Source organism: Thalassobellus citreus, assembly GCF_044385915.1.
GTDB classification, from domain to species: Bacteria; Bacteroidota; Bacteroidia; order Flavobacteriales; family Flavobacteriaceae; genus Thalassobellus; species Thalassobellus citreus.
In genome coordinates this window covers 147,381-165,746 of the sequence record NZ_JBISCC010000121.1, presented here as the reverse complement: position 1 = coordinate 165,746, position 18,366 = coordinate 147,381, and the positions used below count along the sequence as shown (strand labels likewise).

The following is an 18,366-nucleotide window of genomic DNA, read 5'->3' as shown; positions in this document are numbered from 1 at the left end:
AAATGAACGTATATAAATAAGTCAACTTAAAAATATTGGCGGGCTGTTCGTTATATCTTTTATTTTTTTGGCATGCTATATGTATTTAATATATCGTAAAAAAATAAAAGGATGCCACTGCCATCCCTAACGCAATAAAAAAAATAATTAGATGATTAAATTTTTTTCCGTTTTATGTTTAGTACTGTTATTTAGTTTTAATACAGTAAATGCACAAAACTTTAGCACCCACCAAGTTAAAAAAGGAGAAACCATAGAAGGTATCGCAAAGCGTTATTATGTAACACCTTTCGATATTTATAGTCTAAACCCAGATGCTAAAAAAGAATTAAAACTAAATACAGTTTTAATAATTCCTATTTCTAAAGCAAACAAGCCAAAAGTTACTATTGTAAAAGAATTACAAGGCTTTAAAAACCATAGAACAAAAAAACGAGAGACTTTATATAGTTTGTCTAAACTTTATAATATAAGTCAAGATGATATAAAAAAATATAATAAGTTTTTATATGCAAATCCGCTTAGAAAAGGCGATAAACTTCAAATTCCTTTATTTAAAACAACCGAAGTTGTAGAAGAAAATAAAGCAACTAAAACATATACAGTATTACCCAAAGAAGGAAAGTGGCGTATTGCATATAAGTTTGGTATAACTCTAGAAGAACTTGAAGTATTAAACCCAGAAATGGGAGATGTATTAAAAGAAGGACAAGAAATTAATGTGCCAAACCTTGATGAAACTCAAGAAAAAGTAGTAGACGAGCAATTTAGCTATTATAAAGTATTGCCTAAAGAAGGCTTTTATAGATTAAAACTTAAATTAGGTTTAAATCAATCTCAGTTAGAAACTTTAAATCCAGAGTTAAAAGAAACAGGTTTAAAAAACGGCATGATTTTAAAAATACCCTATTCTAACTTAGCAAATGGTATTATTGAAGCAGATTCAGGAAGCATTAATTTAACCGATAGTATTTCTGATTTTAGTTCTAAGCATATTGCGATTATGTTACCTTTTAGATTAAATCGTGTTGATTTTGATTCCGTTACAGATACTAGACGTAGTATAAAAAAAGACCCTTATTTAAGTGCATCTTTAGATTTTCATTCGGGAGTATTAATTGCTATTGATTCTTTAAAAAAGTTAGGAATTTCTCTAAAAGTAGATGTATATGATACAAAAAGAGAAGCAAGTGAAGTAGCAAGAATTATAGAAGATAATAATTTTGAAGATGTAAACGCAGTAATAGGGCCTTTAACGCCTCTTAATTTTGAGAAAGCAGCTTCAAAATTACGTCAATATAACGTTCCAGTTGTCTCTCCTATAGGAACAAACTTAAAGTTATATGATAATGTGTTTCAATCAAGACCTTCTGATGATTTATTAAAAAGTAAGATTATAAATTACGTAAGAAGAGATTCTTTGGTAAAACATGTAATTGCTATTTATGATAGTGAAAATAAAGAAGTAGCAAATGGTATTAAACGCGAATTTAATTTTGCTACTTTAATAGAGTCTAAAAAAGATAAAGAAACAGGAAAAGACAAGTATTATGTTTCTGTTGATGCTATAAAAAATGCACTAAAACCCGGAGAGAATATTGTGTTTTTAGAAACAAAAAATGCTGGTTTTGTGTCTAATGTTACTAGTGTCTTAGCGTCTTTAATTCAAAAAGAAAATACAGAAGAAAATCAACCTGCTATTGATATTGTATTAGTTACTACTAACAAAAATAGAGCGTTTGAAGATGATGAAGTTTCAAATGAAAATTTATCAAAATTACAGTTTCATTTTGCAAGTACAACAAAGGCTTATAATGAAACTGAGAATAATTTTTTTGTAAATAACTACAGTTGTTTATATAATATTACGCCTAACAAGTGGGCTGTAAAAGGTTTCGATTTAACTATGGATGTTGTATTGCGTTTGGTGTCTTCAGATGACTTATATGCATCAGTAAACAACGCACCTCTTACAGAATACGTTGAAAATAAATTTGCTTACAAAAAGAAAATGTTTGGTGGGTATTATAATGATACCGTGTATTTAGTTAAATATGACGATTTAACTATTGTTGAGGTAAAACAATAATTGTGATTCCAGACAAACAATTTCTTATAACCTTGGCGCATACTAAAATGCCCTTTGGAAAATATAAAGATAGGTACTTAATAGATTTACCAGAGTATTATGTGGTTTGGTACAATCAAAAAGGCTTTCCTAAAGGAAAATTAGGAGATATGCTTAAGCAAGTGTATGAGCTTAAGTTGAATGGCTTAGAAGATTTAATTAGGAATATTAAAAAACAATATCCTAAATAAATTTTTCAGAAATTAGTAAATGAATTATAGTAACTTGACATGAAACCGTTTCATGTCAAGTTACACTATATAATTATAACTTAGATTTTATCTTTTCAATAACTTCTGCATATTCAGAATCAGAAAGTGTTGTTTTTTGTGGATTCATTTCAAAAACACCTCCAAATTTATAACCATCTTTGTGTTTTGGTACAATGTGCATATGTAAATGAGAAAGTGTATCAGAATAAGCACCGTAGTTTACCTTTGTTGGGTTAAAAGCTTCGGTAATTGCTTTTCCTACAGTTGCTACATCTTCCATAAAGGCATTGCGTTCTTCATTACTTAATTCATGAAATTCAACGCCATGGTCTTTATAAACTACATTGCAGCGACCAAAATAAGATTGTTCTTTAAATAAAAAGAGTTGAGACACTTTTAAATCGCATATTTTAATCATTAAACTATGTAATGTATCATTGTTTTGACAGTACAGGCATTCTGAAATAGGTGTTGGCATAATAATATTTGTTTTCTTTATAAAAATTGTTAATTGCTTATCTTATTGGTGTGATGCACAATAGTGAAGTATAAATGGATTAATAAACCTCATAATAAAAGCATAACTAAAGTAGTCAATTAAATTAAAAAAGAAGGTAGAAAAGTACTAATATTCCTTAGTTATTCATTGTTGAAAATTAACAATAAATAACTAAAAACTTATTCGAGAATAACTGTTTTAATTTTGTAAATTTGCCTGCGTTTATAAGCGCAACATGACACATACAGCAAAATATATATTTGTAACCGGAGGAGTTACATCTTCATTAGGAAAAGGTATTATAGCAGCATCACTTGCTAAGCTATTACAGGCTCAAGGCTATAGAGTCACTATTCAAAAATTAGATCCATACATAAATGTAGATCCAGGAACGTTAAACCCTTACGAACACGGTGAGTGTTATGTAACGGAAGATGGTGCAGAAACCGATTTAGATTTAGGGCACTACGAACGTTTTTTAAACGTACCTACCAGTCAAGCAAACAATGTAACTACTGGTCGTATTTATCAAAGTGTTATTCAAAAAGAACGTCGCGGAGAGTTTTTAGGTAAAACAGTGCAGGTGGTTCCTCATATTACAGACGAAATTAAAGAACGTATCCAAATTTTAGGGAAATCTGGCGATTATGATATTGTTATTACCGAAATAGGAGGTACTGTTGGTGATATTGAGTCTTTACCATACATTGAAGCTGTGCGTCAATTGCGTTGGGATTTAGGAGAAAATAACGGTATTGTTATTCACTTAACTTTAGTGCCTTATTTATCTGCTGCAGGCGAATTAAAAACCAAGCCAACGCAACATAGTGTTAAAACACTTATGGAAAGTGGGGTGCAAGCCGATATTTTAGTTTGTAGAACAGAGCATAATTTACCAAAAGATTTACGTCGAAAACTAGCTTTATTCTGTAATGTTAAGGAAGAAGCCGTTATACAATCTATTGATGCATCAACTATTTACGATGTACCTAATTTAATGTTAGAAGAAGGCTTAGATAAAGTGGTTCTTAAACAATTAGGTTTAAATAGTTCGGTGCCAGATATTTCTATATGGAATAAGTTTGTACACCGTTATAAAAATCCAAAAACCGATGTTACTATTGGGTTAATTGGTAAATATGTAGAATTACAAGATTCTTATAAATCTATTTTAGAAGCTTTTATTCATGCGGGAGCAGAAAATGAAGTTAAAGTTAATATAGAATCTATACATTCTGAGTATTTAAATGATGATAATATAAAACTTAAACTAGGACATTTAGATGGTGTTTTAGTAGCTCCTGGTTTTGGAGAACGTGGTATAGAAGGAAAAATTACAGCTATTAAGTTTGTGCGTGAAAACAATATTCCATTTTTAGGAATTTGTTTAGGTATGCAAATGGCAGTTATAGAGTTTGCTAGAAATGTATTAAACATTAATGATGCAAATTCTACCGAAATGGATGAAGACACAAACAATCCTGTAATTGGTTTAATGGAAGACCAAAAAACAATTACAGACAAAGGCGGTACCATGCGTTTAGGAGCTTGGGATTGCGATTTAAAAGCTGGAAGTAAAGTACGCGATATATATGAAGCCGAAAGCATAAAAGAACGCCATAGACACCGTTATGAATTTAATAGCAAATATAAAGAGCAAATGGAAGCTGCAGGTTTGTTGGCTACTGGTTTAAACCCAGAGACAGGCTTGGTAGAGATTGTAGAAATTCCTGAGCATCCTTGGTTTGTTGGTGTTCAATATCATCCAGAATATAAGAGTACCGTGGCAAATCCACATCCTTTATTTGTAGCCTTTGTTAAAGCGGCATTAGATAGTAAAAAGAAATAAGCAAATGCCAGAATGTCACAAAACGAAACATTGGACACATTTTTGACATAAGCATAATATTATATATTTAAAAAGACCTGTTAGGTTACAAAACTTAACAGGTCTAAAATTTGAAAATACATGGAAGAAAAGAAATTAGACATTAATTCGATAATAGGTTTTGTACTTATTTTCGGAATTTTAGCTTATATGCTTTGGCAAAATCAGCCTACACCAGAAGAACTTGAGGCGCAAGAAAAAGCAAAACAAGAACAGGTTGAGGCAGAACAAAAAAGTAAAGCTCAAGAGCAAACAAAAGTTGTAACTGCCAATGATTTTGTAGTTGGTTCTCAAGTCGATTCTCTTCAACAAATTAAATTACAAAATAAATTAGGTGCTTTTGCTTATTCAGCAATTAACTCAACTATTGAAGAAACGGTAGTTGAAAGTGATTTATTGGCTTTAAAATTCAGTAATAAAGGTGGTTACCTTTCTGAAGTAAAATTAAAACAGTTTGTAAATTACGATTCAGTGCCAATTTATTTAATAAAAGATAATAATGCGTCTTTCAATATTAATTTTGGAACTTCGGATAGCCGAATTTTAAACACTAAAGATTTACCATTTATATCATCTGTTACTAAAAACGGTGATATTACTGTGATTTCTATGAAGTTAAAAGCTTCAGAAACAAAGTTCTTAGAATACCGTTATGAGTTAAAAGAAGGTGATTATATGATGGGATTCACCGTGCGTTCTCAAGGGTTAGGAGATGTTATAAATCAATCTCAAGCTATTAATTTAGATTGGAACCTTAAAGGATATCGTCATGCAAAAAGTATTTCTTATGAAAATAGATATACAGATATACATTACGATCATGAAAATGGAAAAGCTGATTATACAGGCGCAAGAGATGCAGATGAAGAACTAGAAGATGTATCTTGGATAGGGTTTAAACAACATTTCTTTTCATCTGTATTATTAACTGATTCGCCATTTAAAAAAGCAAATATAAAAGCTGAGAATTTAGTAAAAGATGAAGATGTTGATACGCTTTATACTAAGAATTTTGAAGCTACAATACCTTTGCAATTACAAGGTGGAGAAATTAATCAATCAATGGATTTGTATCATGGGCCAAATGAATATAAAACATTACATGCTTATAATAGAAATTTAGATGAGATTGTACCATTTGGTTGGGGTATTTTTGGTCTTATTAACCGCTATCTATTTATGCCGTTTTTCGCATTTTTAGGAGGCTTTTTACCTTACGGAATTGCCATTATAGTTATGACAATTTCTATAAAACTGTTAATGTCTTTCGTTCAGTATAAACAGTTTTTATCGCAAGCAAAACTTAAAATTCTAAAACCAGAATTAGATGCTATTCGCGAAAAGCATAAAAACAATAAAATGAAAGCGCAACAAGAAACAATGGCGTTACAAACTAAGGCAGGAGCAAGTCCAATGGCAGGATGTTTACCAGCTTTAATACAGCTACCAGTGTTTTATGCGTTATTCCAATTCTTCCCATCGGCGTTTGATTTAAGACAAAAAAGCTTCTTATGGGCAGACGATTTATCATCATATGATACGATATTAAATTTACCATTTAAAATTCCTTTTTACGGAGACCACGTAAGTTTGTTCCCGTTATTAGCGTCTATTGCAATTTTCTTCTATATGCGTTTAACAACAGGACAAAATATGCAAGCACAACCACAACAAGAAGGGATGCCAGATATGGCTAAAATGATGAAGTATATGATGTATTTCTCTCCAATAATGATGTTGTTTTTCTTTAATAACTACGCATCAGGATTAAGTTTGTATTACTTTATTTCAAACTTAATTAGTATCGGAATTATTTTAGTTATTAAGAATTATATTCTTGATGAAGATAAAATTCATGCTCAAATTCAAGAGAAAAAGAAACAGCCTAAAAAGCAGAATAAGTTTCAAAAGAAAATGGCTGAAATGATGGAGCAGGCAGAACAACAAAAGCAAGCACAGAATAAACGTAAATAATTACGAATACATATAAAAAAAGCTGTCATTAAGTATAATGGCAGCTTTTTTGTTATATACAATTTGAAAATAATATTTTCGTTTATATTTTATTATCTTATATCAATTCTATTTTAATATTATGAAGTTTATAGCTTTTAGTTTTCTGTTATTATTCACTACTATAATTACTGCTCAAAGTATTAATCAATTTGATGCTGAAGGAAAGCGTGATGGTATTTGGAAAAAAACATTTGATAATACGAAAGTATTAAGATATGAAGGCGTCTTTATACATGGAAAAGAAGTGGGGTTATTTAAGTTTTACAAGAACATAAACGGTAAAGCTGTTTTGGCTGCTACCAGACAATTTAATGAAAGTAATACCATAGCTGATGCAAAGTTTTATACATCTAAAGGAAAGCTTATTAGTGAAGGACAAATGGATGGTAAAATATATATTGGTACTTGGAAATATTATCAAAAAAAATCAGATACCTTATTAATATTAGAGCATTATGATAATTTTGGCAAACTTGATGGCGAGCGTTTGGTGTATTATAAAAACGGACAAATAGCAGAAAAACAGTTTTATAAATCAGGAAAGTTAGAAGGCGAATCATTTTTGTATTCTGAAGAAAACAAGGTTTTAAAATCCTTTGTTTATGTTAATGGTGAGTTACACGGTATATCTAAATATTATAGTCCTGATGGAGGTTTATTAGTAGAAGGCAATTATAAAAGAGGTAAAAAAGATGGCGTTTGGAAATATTATGAAAATGGTGTTTTAAAAGAAGAAAAAGATTTTACCTATAAACCTAAATATAAAAAGAAAACTCCTTAATAATTTAAGGAGCCTTCTTTCTCATAAACAATTTTTAAAGGGGATAATAATTGTTTACAATTATTAAAAACCAAACAAACTAAGTTTATTAATTAACAGGTAATAATACTTTATCAATTACATGTACTACTCCATTTGTTGTTAATACATTTAATAAGCTAGCAACTAATCCTGCTGATGGATTTGTTCCAGCGGCATCTTGAATTGTTAAAGTATCTAAATCTATTACTATATTTTGTCCATTTAGCATGGGAGCTTGTAAATCATCTGTTAAATCTGTTGAAAATATATATGCATTTGGCTCAACAACATGGTGCGTTAATATGCCAGCTACTGCTGTTGGGTCAGTATCGTTTATAACAGCTTCAGTTAAACCTGCAGCTATAAAAGCGGCATCTGTTGGTGCGAATACTGTGTATGGACCATCTCCAGAAAAGAAATCAGCTAAACCTGCTCTTCCTAAAGCCGCAGCTAATAATGTAAATTCTCCAGGTGTACCAGAAGCAAATCCAGCAACAATTTCATTTATAGTTTGAGTTGGTGGTACTAATGTTCTATCAATTACATGTACAACCCCGTTTGATCCAGGTATGTTTGTTGCTACTACAGTTGTTGTTCCGTTTATTGAAACTGCACCTCCAGCATTAGTTATATAAATATTTCCACCTAAAGTTTGAACTTCAGCAGCAGCAATACCTGAGACAGGTAGCATATCTTGCATAACTGTTCCATCAACTACGTGGTAAGATAATACAGCATCTACAATATCTGCTACCGCTGACAAATCGGTGATACCAGCAGCAGTAAAAGCATCGTTAGTTGGAGCAAATAAAGTTAAACCATTATCATTCGGCCCGTTACTTAATAAAAGTTCTAATATACTAGGGTCAGCAGCTTGTACAGCAGCTATTAAAGTTGTAAAATCTTTATTAAAATAAGCAGGAGCTACTATAGTACCAACAATAGGCAGAATAGATGGTGGAACCATAACACTATCAATTATATGTACTACACCATTTGTGCCTATGGCATCAACCAAAATTACTTGAGCATTAGCTATAGAAACACCATTACTGTCTGCAACCACATCAGCATTTTCTCCGTTAGCCATTGTTATTGTGCCACTTGTTACAGCACTTGCTTCAAGAGCTGCAGATGCTAAAACATGATATTGTAAAACGTTTTTAAGTACATCTTCTGGAATATCATTAATGTCGGTTTGACCAAGAGCTGTTAGTAAATCATCAAAAGCATCGTTATTTGGAGCAAAAACTGTAAAGTTACCATCACCACTTAATAAAGTTACTAAATCAGGATATTTTGTTAGGGCTGCTTCTAGTTTTGATAATTGTGGAGTTGCTTTTGCTAATTCTACAATGTTGTTAGTTGGTACAAATTCCATAATATCGTCATCATCACTACATGATGTGAACATGATTGAGACAAGTAAAAGGACAGATAAAATTTTTAACTTTTTCATAGCATTTTTTATTTAGTTTTAATTGTGTCTAACAAAAATATAAAATAATTAAACAAAAAAATAAATATTGTTTAACTTTTTTTTTAAAAAAATAAACAAAATAAATTTAGGACGTTTTTAAAGAGATGTTTTTTCATGAATAAACAAATCAATTATATGTATCTTTGCAACCTAATTTTTTACAATGAAACGAGTTATAATTGGACTTTCAGGAGGTGTAGATTCTAGTGTTGCAGCATATTTGTTACAAAAACAAGGTTATGAGGTTATAGGTTTGTTTATGAAAAACTGGCATGATGATTCTGTAACTATTTCAAACGAATGTCCATGGTTAGATGATAGTAACGATGCTATGCTGGTGGCTGAAAAATTAGGAATCCCTTTTCAAACAGTAGATTTAAGTGAGCAATATAAGGAGCGTATAGTAGATTATATGTTTAATGAGTATGAAAAAGGGAGAACACCTAACCCAGATGTGCTTTGTAATAGAGAGATAAAATTTGATGTCTTTATGAAAATTGCCTTAGAGCTTGGAGCAGATTATGTTGCGACAGGACATTATTGCAGAAAGGGAACGATTCAAAAGGACGGAAATGAAACATATCAATTATTAGCAGGTGTTGATGATAATAAGGATCAATCTTATTTTTTATGTCAGTTGTCACAAGAACAATTAGCTAAGTCGTTATTTCCTATTGGTGAATTAACAAAACCAGAAGTTAGAGAAATAGCTATGGAGCTAGATTTAGTTACCGCAGAAAAGAAAGATTCTCAAGGACTTTGTTTTATTGGTAAGGTGAAATTACCCGATTTCCTTCAGCAGCAATTAAAACCTAAAGAAGGTGTTATTGTTGAAATACCTAGTGATATAGATTTTTATAATCAAGATGAACCTCAATTTGATTCAGAAGAAGAAAAATTAAAATACTTATCACGTAAAATTGATTACAAAGTAGATTTAGGAAAAGTAGTTGGTAAGCATCAAGGGGCGCATTATTTTACAAAAGGACAACGAAAAGGGCTGGCTGTTGGTGGTACGATTGAACCATTATTTGTTATTGATACCGATGTAAAAGAAAATGTTATTTATACAGGTCAAGGAAAAAATCACCCAGGTTTATATAAAAAAGCCTTGTTTATAACTAATGAAGAATTGCATTGGGTGCGTCCAGATTTAGCATTAGAGGATAATGAAACTATGCTGGTTATGTCAAGAATTCGTTATAGACAAGCTTTAGAAAAAGCAACGTTACACAAAGTTGAAAGTGGTTTGTATATTGAATTTGAAAATGTACAATCTGCTATAACAGAAGGGCAATTTGCAGCTTGGTATTTAGATGATGAGTTAGTAGGTTCGGGAGTAATTTCATAACTTGCAATAACTTAAATCTTAAAAGATGAAAAGAATCCTACTGTTTTTATTTTTTATTTGTTACCAATTAAATCTTTTTGCTCAACAAGATGCATGGGTTTATTTAACAGATAAACAGGATGTTGCTACTTCTATTGCAAATCCTATTTCTATTCTTACACAAAAGGCTATTGATAGAAAGGTGGTACATGGTGTTGTTATTGATGCTCGTGATGTACCTGTAAACGAATCGTATATTACGCAACTTAAAAATGCTACAGGTATTACTGTATTAGCAAAATCAAAGTGGTTTAATGCTGTTCATGTAAGAGGATCAGAGTCAGATATAAATGCGCTTACAAGTTTAAATTTTGTTAGTTCTATAGATTTTGCAGATAAAAATTTAAATACTTCAAAACAGGTTAAACTTAAAAAAGAATCGAAATTTCAAGAAACCTTTACGGTTTTTAATTATGGAAATGCTGATGTTGCTAATCAAATTAAGATGTTTAATGGTGACCAATTGCATCTTTTAGATTACACTGGCACTGGGATGACGGTTGCTGTTTTAGATGCAGGGTTCCCTAATGTAAATACCATGACTTCATTTACGAGATTACGGGATGCAGGACATATTTTAGGAAATTATGATTTTGTAAATAGAGAGGTTGATGTATACGCAAGTACTAAAGATAATCACGGTACTTTGGTGTTGAGTACTATGGCGGGGTATATAGAAAACCAATATGTAGGTACTGCACCAGATGCTTCCTATTACTTGTTTATAACTGAGGATGCTCCAAATGAAAACCCAGTAGAAGAAAGTTATTGGGTAGAAGCCCTAGAACGATCAGATAGTTTAGGAGTTGATGTTATTAATACATCTTTAGGGTATGGTGGTTTTTACGATAATGCTAATTACAATTATAATGTTTCAGATTATGATGGAAATACAACCTATATAACAAAAGGAGCTAATATTGCCTTCGAAAAAGGCATGTTATTAGTTGTGTCTGCTGGAAATGAAGGAAGTTCAGGTATTAATGCTCCTGCCGATTCTCCAAATGTGTTGTCCATTGGAGCTGTAAATTCTTCTGGAGGTTATGCTTCTTTTAGTTCGGTAGGTAGTGCTATACAACCGACTCAAAAACCAGATGTAGTTGCACAAGGGCAAGCTAGCTATGTAATTAGTTCAAATGATGTAATAGGGACACTTAACGGGACATCGTTTAGTTCGCCTATAATTGCAGGAGGTATTACCTGTTTGTGGCAGGCTTTGCCAAATAAGACAAATGAAGAAGTCATGCAATTAGTCAGAGAATCTGCATCTCAATATAATAATCCAGATTACTTCTTAGGTTATGGAATACCAGATTTACAATTAGCACTTAATAGTACTTTAGTTATTGACGAAGTTAGAGGGGACCTAGTTTTAAAAGTATATCCAAATCCAACTAAAGGAAAGGTTTATTTTAAATTTCCTGATAGTGAAGAAGTGTTATCGGTGACTATTTATGATGCTTTAGGAAAGGAAGTAAAGAAAGTGGTTCTTACAACTGTTTCTAATCAAATAGATTTAACATCATTAACTAAAGGATTGTATATATCAAAAATAGAATCCAAAAATTTCTCAAAAACCACAAAGCTTATTAAAAATTAAATGACTAATAAAATAACAGAGTTATTCAAGATTAAGTATCCTATAATTCAGGCAGGTATGGTTTGGAATAGTGGATGGCGCCTAGCTTCGGCAGCAAGTAATTCTGGAATATTAGGATTAATAGGGGCGGGTTCTATGTATCCTGAAGTATTGAGAGAGCATATTCAAAAATGTAAAAAAGCTACCAATAAACCTTTTGGTGTAAATGTGCCCATGTTGTATCCTAATGTTCAAGAAATCATGAACATTATTATAGAAGAAGGTGTTAAAGTTGTTTTTACATCAGCTGGTAACCCTAAAACTTGGACCTCTTGGTTACAAGAACGTGGTGTTACTGTTGTTCATGTGGTAAGTAGTGTGAAATTTGCATTAAAAGCACAAGAAGCTAGTGTAGACGCTATAGTAGCTGAAGGTTTTGAAGCTGGTGGGCATAACGGACGTGATGAAACCACAACGCTGACACTTATTCCAATGGTGAGCGAGCAAATTACAATTCCTTTAATAGCTGCAGGAGGTATTGCAACAGGAAGAGCTATGTTAGCTTGTATGGTTTTGGGTGCCGATGGCGTACAAGTAGGGAGTAGATTTGTTGCGAGTGAAGAAAGCTCTGCGCATCAAGCTTTTAAGCAAGTTGTTATAGATGCAAAAGAAGGAGATACCCAGTTAACTTTGAAAGAGTTAGCGCCTGTACGTTTAATTAAGAATAAGTTTTATAATGATGTTCAGCAATTATATAAAACAGGTGCAACACCAGAACAACTTAAAGAATTTTTAGGGAGAGCACGTGCTAAAAAAGGTATGTTTGAAGGCGATTTAGATGAAGGAGAGTTAGAAATAGGTCAAATTTCAGGTTTAATACATGATATAAAACCTGTTGCTCAAATTGTTGATGAAATAATTAAAGAATTTGAAGAAGCAAAAGTTAACATTCCTTTTTTGTAAAATCGTTCATTAAATTAAATAATAAAAATAGAAAAGGAGGAAATTAATTTCCTCCTTTTTAATATCGAAACGATAAACTTTAATATTTAAAATCCCTTAATAAATGAAAAGTTAAATGTTTCTATATGTGGTAAATACCTTTTTTAAGGCTGTTTTTTTTTAGCTGAACAAATATAAGAAAAAACTGTTGTTTTTGTTGCAGCAAGTTATTCTAAGTTATTAACAATTAAAAGATTAAATAGGAGTAAAAAGCTTATTTATAAATTATAAAAAAGTAAAGTTTTAAAGTTACTTTTGCCAAATGCAATTAACTGATTATACAAAAGAATTTAAATACAATTGGCAACTAGCAGCACCTGTCATGTTAGGTATGCTTGGGCATACTTTTGTTAGTTTTATTGATAATATAATGGTTGGTCAATTAGGAACAGCCGAACTAGCAGCAGTATCATTGGGTAACAGTTTTATGTTTATAGCCATGTCTTTAGGAATTGGTTTTTCAACAGCTATAACACCTTTAATAGCAGAAGCAGATGGAGCTCAGGATTTTGTAAAGGGTAAATCGTTTTTTAAACATGGGGTGTTTTTATGTGCTGTTTTAGGTGTGTTATTGTTTTTATTAGTGTTTTTTGCAAAACCTATTATGTACTTAATGAAACAGCCTTTAGAGGTTGTAGAATTAGCAATTCCGTATTTAGATTTGGTAGCATTTTCGTTAATTCCTTTAATCATTTTTCAAGGTTTTAAACAGTTTAGTGATGGTTTGTCTATGACTCGCTATCCTATGTATGCTACAATTTTAGGGAATATTATAAATATAGTCTTAAATTATGTCTTGATTTTTGGAAAATTTGGATTCCCAGAACTTGGTATTGTAGGAGCAGCTTATGGAACCTTAGCATCAAGAATAATAATGGTTTGGCACTTATGGTTTTTGTTAAAACGTAAAGAAAAATCGAAAGCCTATGTTACCAATATTAAGTTTTTTGTTTTAGATAAATTGCAGCTTAAAAAACTCCTTAATTTAGGAGCGCCTAGTGCGATGCAAATGTTTTTTGAAGTGGCCATTTTTACAGCTGCTATCTGGTTAAGTGGTTTGCTTGGTAAAAACCCACAAGCAGCAAATCAAATTGCTTTAAACTTGTCGTCTATGACTTTTATGGTGGCTATGGGGCTAAGTGTTGCATCTATGGTTAGAGTAGGAAACCAAAAAGGATTGAAAAACTATGTTGAGCTAAGGCGTATTGCATTTTCTATTTTTCTTTTGGGGATCATGTTAGCTACTTGTTTTGCAATTTTATTTTTTGCATTTCATGAGTATCTACCAAAAGTGTATGTAGATTTTGATGATGCTGAAAATTTAATAGATAATACAGAAGTAGTAAGTATAGCTTCTAAACTATTAATTGCAGCAGCTATTTTTCAAATAAGTGATAGTATACAAGTATTGGTTTTAGGTGCTTTACGTGGTTTGCAAGATGTTAAAATACCAACCGTAATTACTTTTGTTTCTTATTGGCTTATTGGTTTTCCTATAAGTTGGTTTTTAGGAAAAGAAGATGCTTATGGTAGCTTTGGTATTTGGTTAGGTTTGCTTTCTGGTTTAACAACTGCCGCTATTTTATTGTATATTCGATTTAATTATTTAACTAAAAAGTTAATTTTGTCAAACAATTAAAAAATAAAAATGACACTCCCAAAATTTATATTAGGCGATAACACCGAATACCCAAATGCTATTTTTGTTATTCACACCGAATTTCCTAGATTTATTATTAATCTTGAAGACGATGAAGTAGAATGGTTTGAAGATTTTAATGATGAAGATCAAGAAGAACTTGAAAAAGAAACTGAAAATGCTATAAAATTGGCAACCGATTTTTATGATAATGAAATCACTAAATACGATGAATAAATTGCGTTAGGGATTATCAATAGGTTAATAGGAGAGTACCTAAAAATAGATTAATAAATGATAGAACAACTTTTAAAATACGATACCGAACTTTTTTTATTTTTAAATAATTTAGGATCTGAAACTTGGGATGGTTTATGGTTAATGATAACTAATAAATGGATATTTGGAACATTATGTGGATTACCATTATTTTATCTTCTCTATAAAAAATATGGTTTGAAATCATTATTAGTTTTTGTTATTACAGTGGCATTAATGATAACTTTTACAGACCAGATTACAAATGTTTTTAAGCGTGGTTTTCAACGCCCAAGACCTTGTGGTAATGCAGATATAATAGATCAGATGCGTTTTATAGCTATCCGATGTGGAAAGTATGGTTTCTTTTCTGGGCATTCGTCTAACTCTATGGCAGTAGCAGTATTTGCAGGCTTGATGTTAAAGCCGTATTATAAAAACTTAATATTTATTTTATTGTTTTGGAGTGGTATTGTTGCCTATAGTAGAATTTATCTTGGAGTACATTACCCGTTAGATGTTTTTTGTGGCTTAACGTTTGGAGCTATTTCTGGATTTCTATTTTATAAATTGGGGACTTATTTATTAAACAGATTTGTTAAGCAATAACTTGTAGCGCTTTATTTAAAATAGATATATTAATAGTGTTGTTGTTAATGCTATAAGATTCTCCGTCTATTTGTGTTTGAAATTTTATATTGTTTTTTTGCGATATTTTAATTTGTTTAGTTTGAAGATATTGAACGTCTTTAAGTAAGTTTTGTTTTTTTAAGAGCATTAAAAAACTAAGTAATAAAATTTTAAAAAGATTTGTTTTTGGTATTATTAAAACATCTAATAATCCATCTTGTAAAGACGCCTTAGGTGTTAAACTAATATTATACCCTAATTCGTTTGAGTTTGAGATAAAAACCATAAATGGCTTTATATTAAAATGCTTATTGTTTATTTCAATATTAATTTCATGAAAACTGTTGGCATTTTTTAATGATTTAAAGAATGCTTTTATATAAGTAGAGAGATTTCTAGTTTTATAGGTTTCATAATGTTTTATAACTTGGGCATCGAATCCTATACCACAATTGCTAAAAAAATAAGAGTTATTAAGAAAACCTGTATCTACTCTTTTTATGGTTTCAGTTTTAATTAACGCTATTGCTTTATTTATGCATTTAGGAATATTTAGGTTAGACGCTAAGCCGTTACCTGAGCCAATAGGAATAATGCCTAAAATTATATTTGTGTTTACAAGGCACGTAGCTACTTCGTTTATGGTGCCATCACCTCCGCAAGCTACAACAATATTAGCGCCTTCATTAATAGACTCTTTTGTGAGTGTTGTGGCGTGTTTTTTGAATTTAGATTGTTTTATAACTAATGTATAATCCTTGGCGTTAAATTGTTTTTGGAGTAAAGTTTTATTTATTTTCTTATTACCTGAACCAGCAATGGGATTAACAATAAAATGGATGTTCTTCAAATAATTATTGTTTTAGTTTAAGGCCATTATTTCGGTATAGATAATCTGCTACTTGATAATATGATATGGTTTCTTCTAAAAAATCTGTTTCTAAAGGAATTTCTTTTAAACTATTATCTGTTTTGTCCCAAGTGTATAAATCAGTTTTTTGCTGATCTCCCAGAACCATCAATTTGTTATCTTTTAATAAACCAACTTTTCTGTAATTTCCAATAAAAGTTCTTCCTTCATTTTTTTCTTCTAAAATATTTTTTCCGAAAAAATTGCTAGAATAATTCCAATTCAACATGGAGAATAGTGTAGGAAATAAATCTATTTGAGAGCATAATTTGTCTATTTTTTCATGTTTTGTATTAGGAACATTAAAGATGAAAGCAGGGACATGATAATTTTGAACATCTAAAGCCCAACTTCCTGCACTACTAGCACAATGGTCTGACATTATTATGAAAATAGTGTTTTTGTACCAAGGTTTGTTTTTTACTTTTTTTATAAATTCACCAATAGCATAATCTGTATATTTAACAGAACCATGCCTTCCAGCTCCAGACGGTACATCTATTTTGTTTTCAGGGTATGTATAAGGTCTATGATTGGACGTAGTCATTACAAAATCGAAAAAGGGTTTACCTTCAATTGATGCTTTATCTGCTTCACTTATAACTTTATTATAAATATCGGTATCACAAACTCCCCAAGCATTTTCAAATGTTACTTCGTTATCTTCAATATTTGTGCGTTTTGTTTTTATATTAGAGTCTAATAAAAAACCACGTCCTCTATCAATAATATTGAATCCACTAGTGCCGAAAAAAGAGTTCATGTTATCAAAATAACCGTCACCTCCATAAAAAAAGTTGCGCTCATATCCTTGCTCTTTAAAAACTTCTCCAATTGTAAAAAGATTTTGACTATTATCTCTTTTTAAAATACTTCTTCCTGGAGTTGGAGGAATAGAAAGTGTTATAGCTTCCATACCACGAACTGTTCTTGTGCCAGTAGCAAAAAGATTAGTAAAAAATATACTATTATTAGCTAAAGAGTCTAAAACAGGTGTAATGTTTTGTTTGCTACCAAAGGTTTTAAGAAATGCGCCACTTAAACTTTCAACACAGATAAAAATAACGTTTGGTTTTTGAATTTCATTAATACTATCAGAATTCTTTATATTTCTAATAATTTCATGCTTTGTTTCATTTATGTATGAATCACTAGTAGTTTTAATTTTATTTTTTACTACTCTAAAAGCTTTGTCATTATCAATAGTTTTGTAAAATTCTGTAAACGGGAATTCACTACTTCTAAACGCGGCAAAAAAAGAATAAATACCTGTTTTAGAAATTTCATTATTGTATCTATTTTTAAATAGTTCAGCATCTTTATTATTAATAAATAAAGCAAAAATGGAAGCTATAATTATTAAAAGAATAGAAGGAGCTAATTTTGTTTTAAAAGGAGTGGTACTAGTAAATGTTTCTTTAAAAACACCTTTCTTTTTGATTGCTATAATGATTCCAAAAAGGATTAATAATATCAGTCCAATGAGTAAGGGCAAAGGATAAGATTCGTTAATGTTATTTACTACCTCATAAGTGTAAAGTAAGTAATCTACAGCTATGAAGTTGAATCTGCGTTTAAATTCTTCCCAAAAAGTTATTTCTGCAAAAAAGGAAAATAAAAATATAATTAGACCTATGGAAAATCCAAAATACGTTATTATCCTATCAAATAAAGTTCCATATATTTTGCTAGGGATGAGTAATAAATAAATAATATATGGTATAGCGAAAAACGAAACGGTTCCGATATCGAATAAAAAACCAATAGCAAAAGCACTTATTAATTTAAAAACTGAAGTATCAATCTCAGAGAAATTCCATATTAAAAAAACTAATCTTACTAAAAAAGATAGTGTTATAAAAATTGAAATGAATGTTTTTAGTAGTGAAAAACGTTTAGGAAAAAGAGTTAGTTTCATTATTGTAAATTAGTG

The 18,366-nt window shown here is 30.7% G+C and carries 15 protein-coding genes; 11 read left to right on the top strand and 4 right to left on the bottom strand.

Annotation, left to right across the window (positions count from 1 at the left end; all coding sequences use genetic code 11):
* Positions 1-151 precede the first annotated feature (151 nt).
* A complete protein-coding gene (locus ACH5TX_RS06845) occupies positions 152-2,089 on the top strand; it encodes a LysM peptidoglycan-binding domain-containing protein (protein WP_439338787.1) in 1,938 nt (645 codons plus the stop codon).
* Between the two features lie 2 nt (positions 2,090-2,091).
* Positions 2,092-2,319: a DUF3820 family protein gene (locus tag ACH5TX_RS06840; protein WP_439335385.1), complete on the top strand. Its 228-nt coding sequence runs from the start codon at positions 2,092-2,094 to the stop codon at positions 2,317-2,319.
* Between the two features lie 73 nt (positions 2,320-2,392).
* On the opposite strand, the gene ACH5TX_RS06835 is transcribed toward ACH5TX_RS06840, so the two are convergent.
* Positions 2,393-2,818, bottom strand: coding sequence for an HIT family protein (locus ACH5TX_RS06835; RefSeq protein WP_439338786.1), 426 nt, complete (start codon positions 2,816-2,818; stop codon positions 2,393-2,395).
* 256 nt (positions 2,819-3,074) lie between these two features.
* Between ACH5TX_RS06835 and pyrG the strand changes: the two genes are divergently transcribed.
* From pyrG to ACH5TX_RS06820, 3 genes are all read left to right on the top strand, one after another.
* Positions 3,075-4,688, top strand: coding sequence for a CTP synthase (gene pyrG / locus ACH5TX_RS06830; protein WP_439338785.1), 1,614 nt, complete (start codon positions 3,075-3,077; stop codon positions 4,686-4,688).
* A 120-nt stretch (positions 4,689-4,808) separates the two neighbouring features.
* A complete protein-coding gene (gene yidC, locus ACH5TX_RS06825) occupies positions 4,809-6,701 on the top strand; it encodes a membrane protein insertase YidC (protein WP_439338784.1) in 1,893 nt (630 codons plus the stop codon).
* 121 nt (positions 6,702-6,822) lie between these two features.
* Complete coding sequence (locus ACH5TX_RS06820) at positions 6,823-7,524, top strand: toxin-antitoxin system YwqK family antitoxin (protein ID WP_439338783.1); 702 nt, start codon at positions 6,823-6,825, stop codon at positions 7,522-7,524.
* 88 nt (positions 7,525-7,612) lie between these two features.
* Here the strand turns inward: ACH5TX_RS06820 and ACH5TX_RS06815 are convergent, their stop codons facing one another.
* Positions 7,613-9,004 carry a fasciclin domain-containing protein gene (locus ACH5TX_RS06815; RefSeq protein ID WP_439338782.1) on the bottom strand — a complete coding sequence of 464 codons (1,392 nt, stop codon included), beginning with the start codon at positions 9,002-9,004 and terminating at the stop codon, positions 7,613-7,615.
* A 184-nt stretch (positions 9,005-9,188) separates the two neighbouring features.
* Between ACH5TX_RS06815 and mnmA the strand changes: the two genes are divergently transcribed.
* From mnmA to ACH5TX_RS06785, 6 genes are all read left to right on the top strand, one after another.
* Positions 9,189-10,376, top strand: a complete 1,188-nt coding sequence (mnmA, locus tag ACH5TX_RS06810) for a tRNA 2-thiouridine(34) synthase MnmA (RefSeq protein ID WP_439338781.1) — start codon at positions 9,189-9,191, stop codon at positions 10,374-10,376.
* 25 nt (positions 10,377-10,401) lie between these two features.
* On the top strand, positions 10,402-12,015 hold the full coding sequence (locus tag ACH5TX_RS06805; protein WP_439338780.1) for a S8 family serine peptidase: 1,614 nt from the start codon (positions 10,402-10,404) through the stop codon (positions 12,013-12,015).
* Positions 12,016-12,957, top strand: a complete 942-nt coding sequence (locus tag ACH5TX_RS06800; RefSeq protein WP_439338779.1) for an NAD(P)H-dependent flavin oxidoreductase — start codon at positions 12,016-12,018, stop codon at positions 12,955-12,957.
* 301 nt (positions 12,958-13,258) lie between these two features.
* Positions 13,259-14,635 carry an MATE family efflux transporter gene (locus ACH5TX_RS06795; RefSeq protein ID WP_439338778.1) on the top strand — a complete coding sequence of 459 codons (1,377 nt, stop codon included), beginning with the start codon at positions 13,259-13,261 and terminating at the stop codon, positions 14,633-14,635.
* Positions 14,636-14,644: 9 nt separating this feature from the next.
* Positions 14,645-14,872, top strand: coding sequence for a DUF8828 family protein (locus tag ACH5TX_RS06790; protein WP_439338777.1), 228 nt, complete (start codon positions 14,645-14,647; stop codon positions 14,870-14,872).
* 57 nt (positions 14,873-14,929) lie between these two features.
* Positions 14,930-15,502: a phosphatase PAP2 family protein gene (locus tag ACH5TX_RS06785; protein WP_439338776.1), complete on the top strand. Its 573-nt coding sequence runs from the start codon at positions 14,930-14,932 to the stop codon at positions 15,500-15,502.
* On the opposite strand, the gene ACH5TX_RS06780 is transcribed toward ACH5TX_RS06785, so the two are convergent.
* The gene (locus tag ACH5TX_RS06780; RefSeq protein ID WP_439338775.1) at positions 15,492-16,373 is read right to left on the bottom strand and encodes a diacylglycerol/lipid kinase family protein; all 882 of its coding nucleotides are present in this window, start codon (positions 16,371-16,373) and stop codon (positions 15,492-15,494) included. The two genes, ACH5TX_RS06785 and ACH5TX_RS06780, sit on opposite strands and share 11 nt — an antisense overlap.
* Before the next feature lie 4 nt (positions 16,374-16,377).
* Positions 16,378-18,351, bottom strand: a complete 1,974-nt coding sequence (locus ACH5TX_RS06775) for an LTA synthase family protein (RefSeq protein ID WP_439338774.1) — start codon at positions 18,349-18,351, stop codon at positions 16,378-16,380.
* Positions 18,352-18,366: the final 15 nt, after the last annotated feature.

What these genes read in the sequence shown, in the direction of transcription:
- ACH5TX_RS06790 (WP_439338777.1), top strand. Translation starts at nt 14,645, where the DNA reads ATGACACTCCCAAAATTTATATTAGGCGATAACACCGAATACCCAAAT.
- ACH5TX_RS06835 (WP_439338786.1), bottom strand. Translation starts at nt 2,818, where the DNA reads ATGCCAACACCTATTTCAGAATGCCTGTACTGTCAAAACAATGATACA.
- yidC (WP_439338784.1), top strand. Translation starts at nt 4,809, where the DNA reads ATGGAAGAAAAGAAATTAGACATTAATTCGATAATAGGTTTTGTACTT.
- pyrG (WP_439338785.1), top strand. Translation starts at nt 3,075, where the DNA reads ATGACACATACAGCAAAATATATATTTGTAACCGGAGGAGTTACATCT.
- ACH5TX_RS06775 (WP_439338774.1), bottom strand. Translation starts at nt 18,351, where the DNA reads ATGAAACTAACTCTTTTTCCTAAACGTTTTTCACTACTAAAAACATTC.
- ACH5TX_RS06820 (WP_439338783.1), top strand. Translation starts at nt 6,823, where the DNA reads ATGAAGTTTATAGCTTTTAGTTTTCTGTTATTATTCACTACTATAATT.
- ACH5TX_RS06805 (WP_439338780.1), top strand. Translation starts at nt 10,402, where the DNA reads ATGAAAAGAATCCTACTGTTTTTATTTTTTATTTGTTACCAATTAAAT.
- ACH5TX_RS06815 (WP_439338782.1), bottom strand. Translation starts at nt 9,004, where the DNA reads ATGAAAAAGTTAAAAATTTTATCTGTCCTTTTACTTGTCTCAATCATG.
- ACH5TX_RS06795 (WP_439338778.1), top strand. Translation starts at nt 13,259, where the DNA reads ATGCAATTAACTGATTATACAAAAGAATTTAAATACAATTGGCAACTA.
- mnmA (WP_439338781.1), top strand. Translation starts at nt 9,189, where the DNA reads ATGAAACGAGTTATAATTGGACTTTCAGGAGGTGTAGATTCTAGTGTT.
- ACH5TX_RS06800 (WP_439338779.1), top strand. Translation starts at nt 12,016, where the DNA reads ATGACTAATAAAATAACAGAGTTATTCAAGATTAAGTATCCTATAATT.
- ACH5TX_RS06785 (WP_439338776.1), top strand. Translation starts at nt 14,930, where the DNA reads ATGATAGAACAACTTTTAAAATACGATACCGAACTTTTTTTATTTTTA.
- ACH5TX_RS06845 (WP_439338787.1), top strand. Translation starts at nt 152, where the DNA reads ATGATTAAATTTTTTTCCGTTTTATGTTTAGTACTGTTATTTAGTTTT.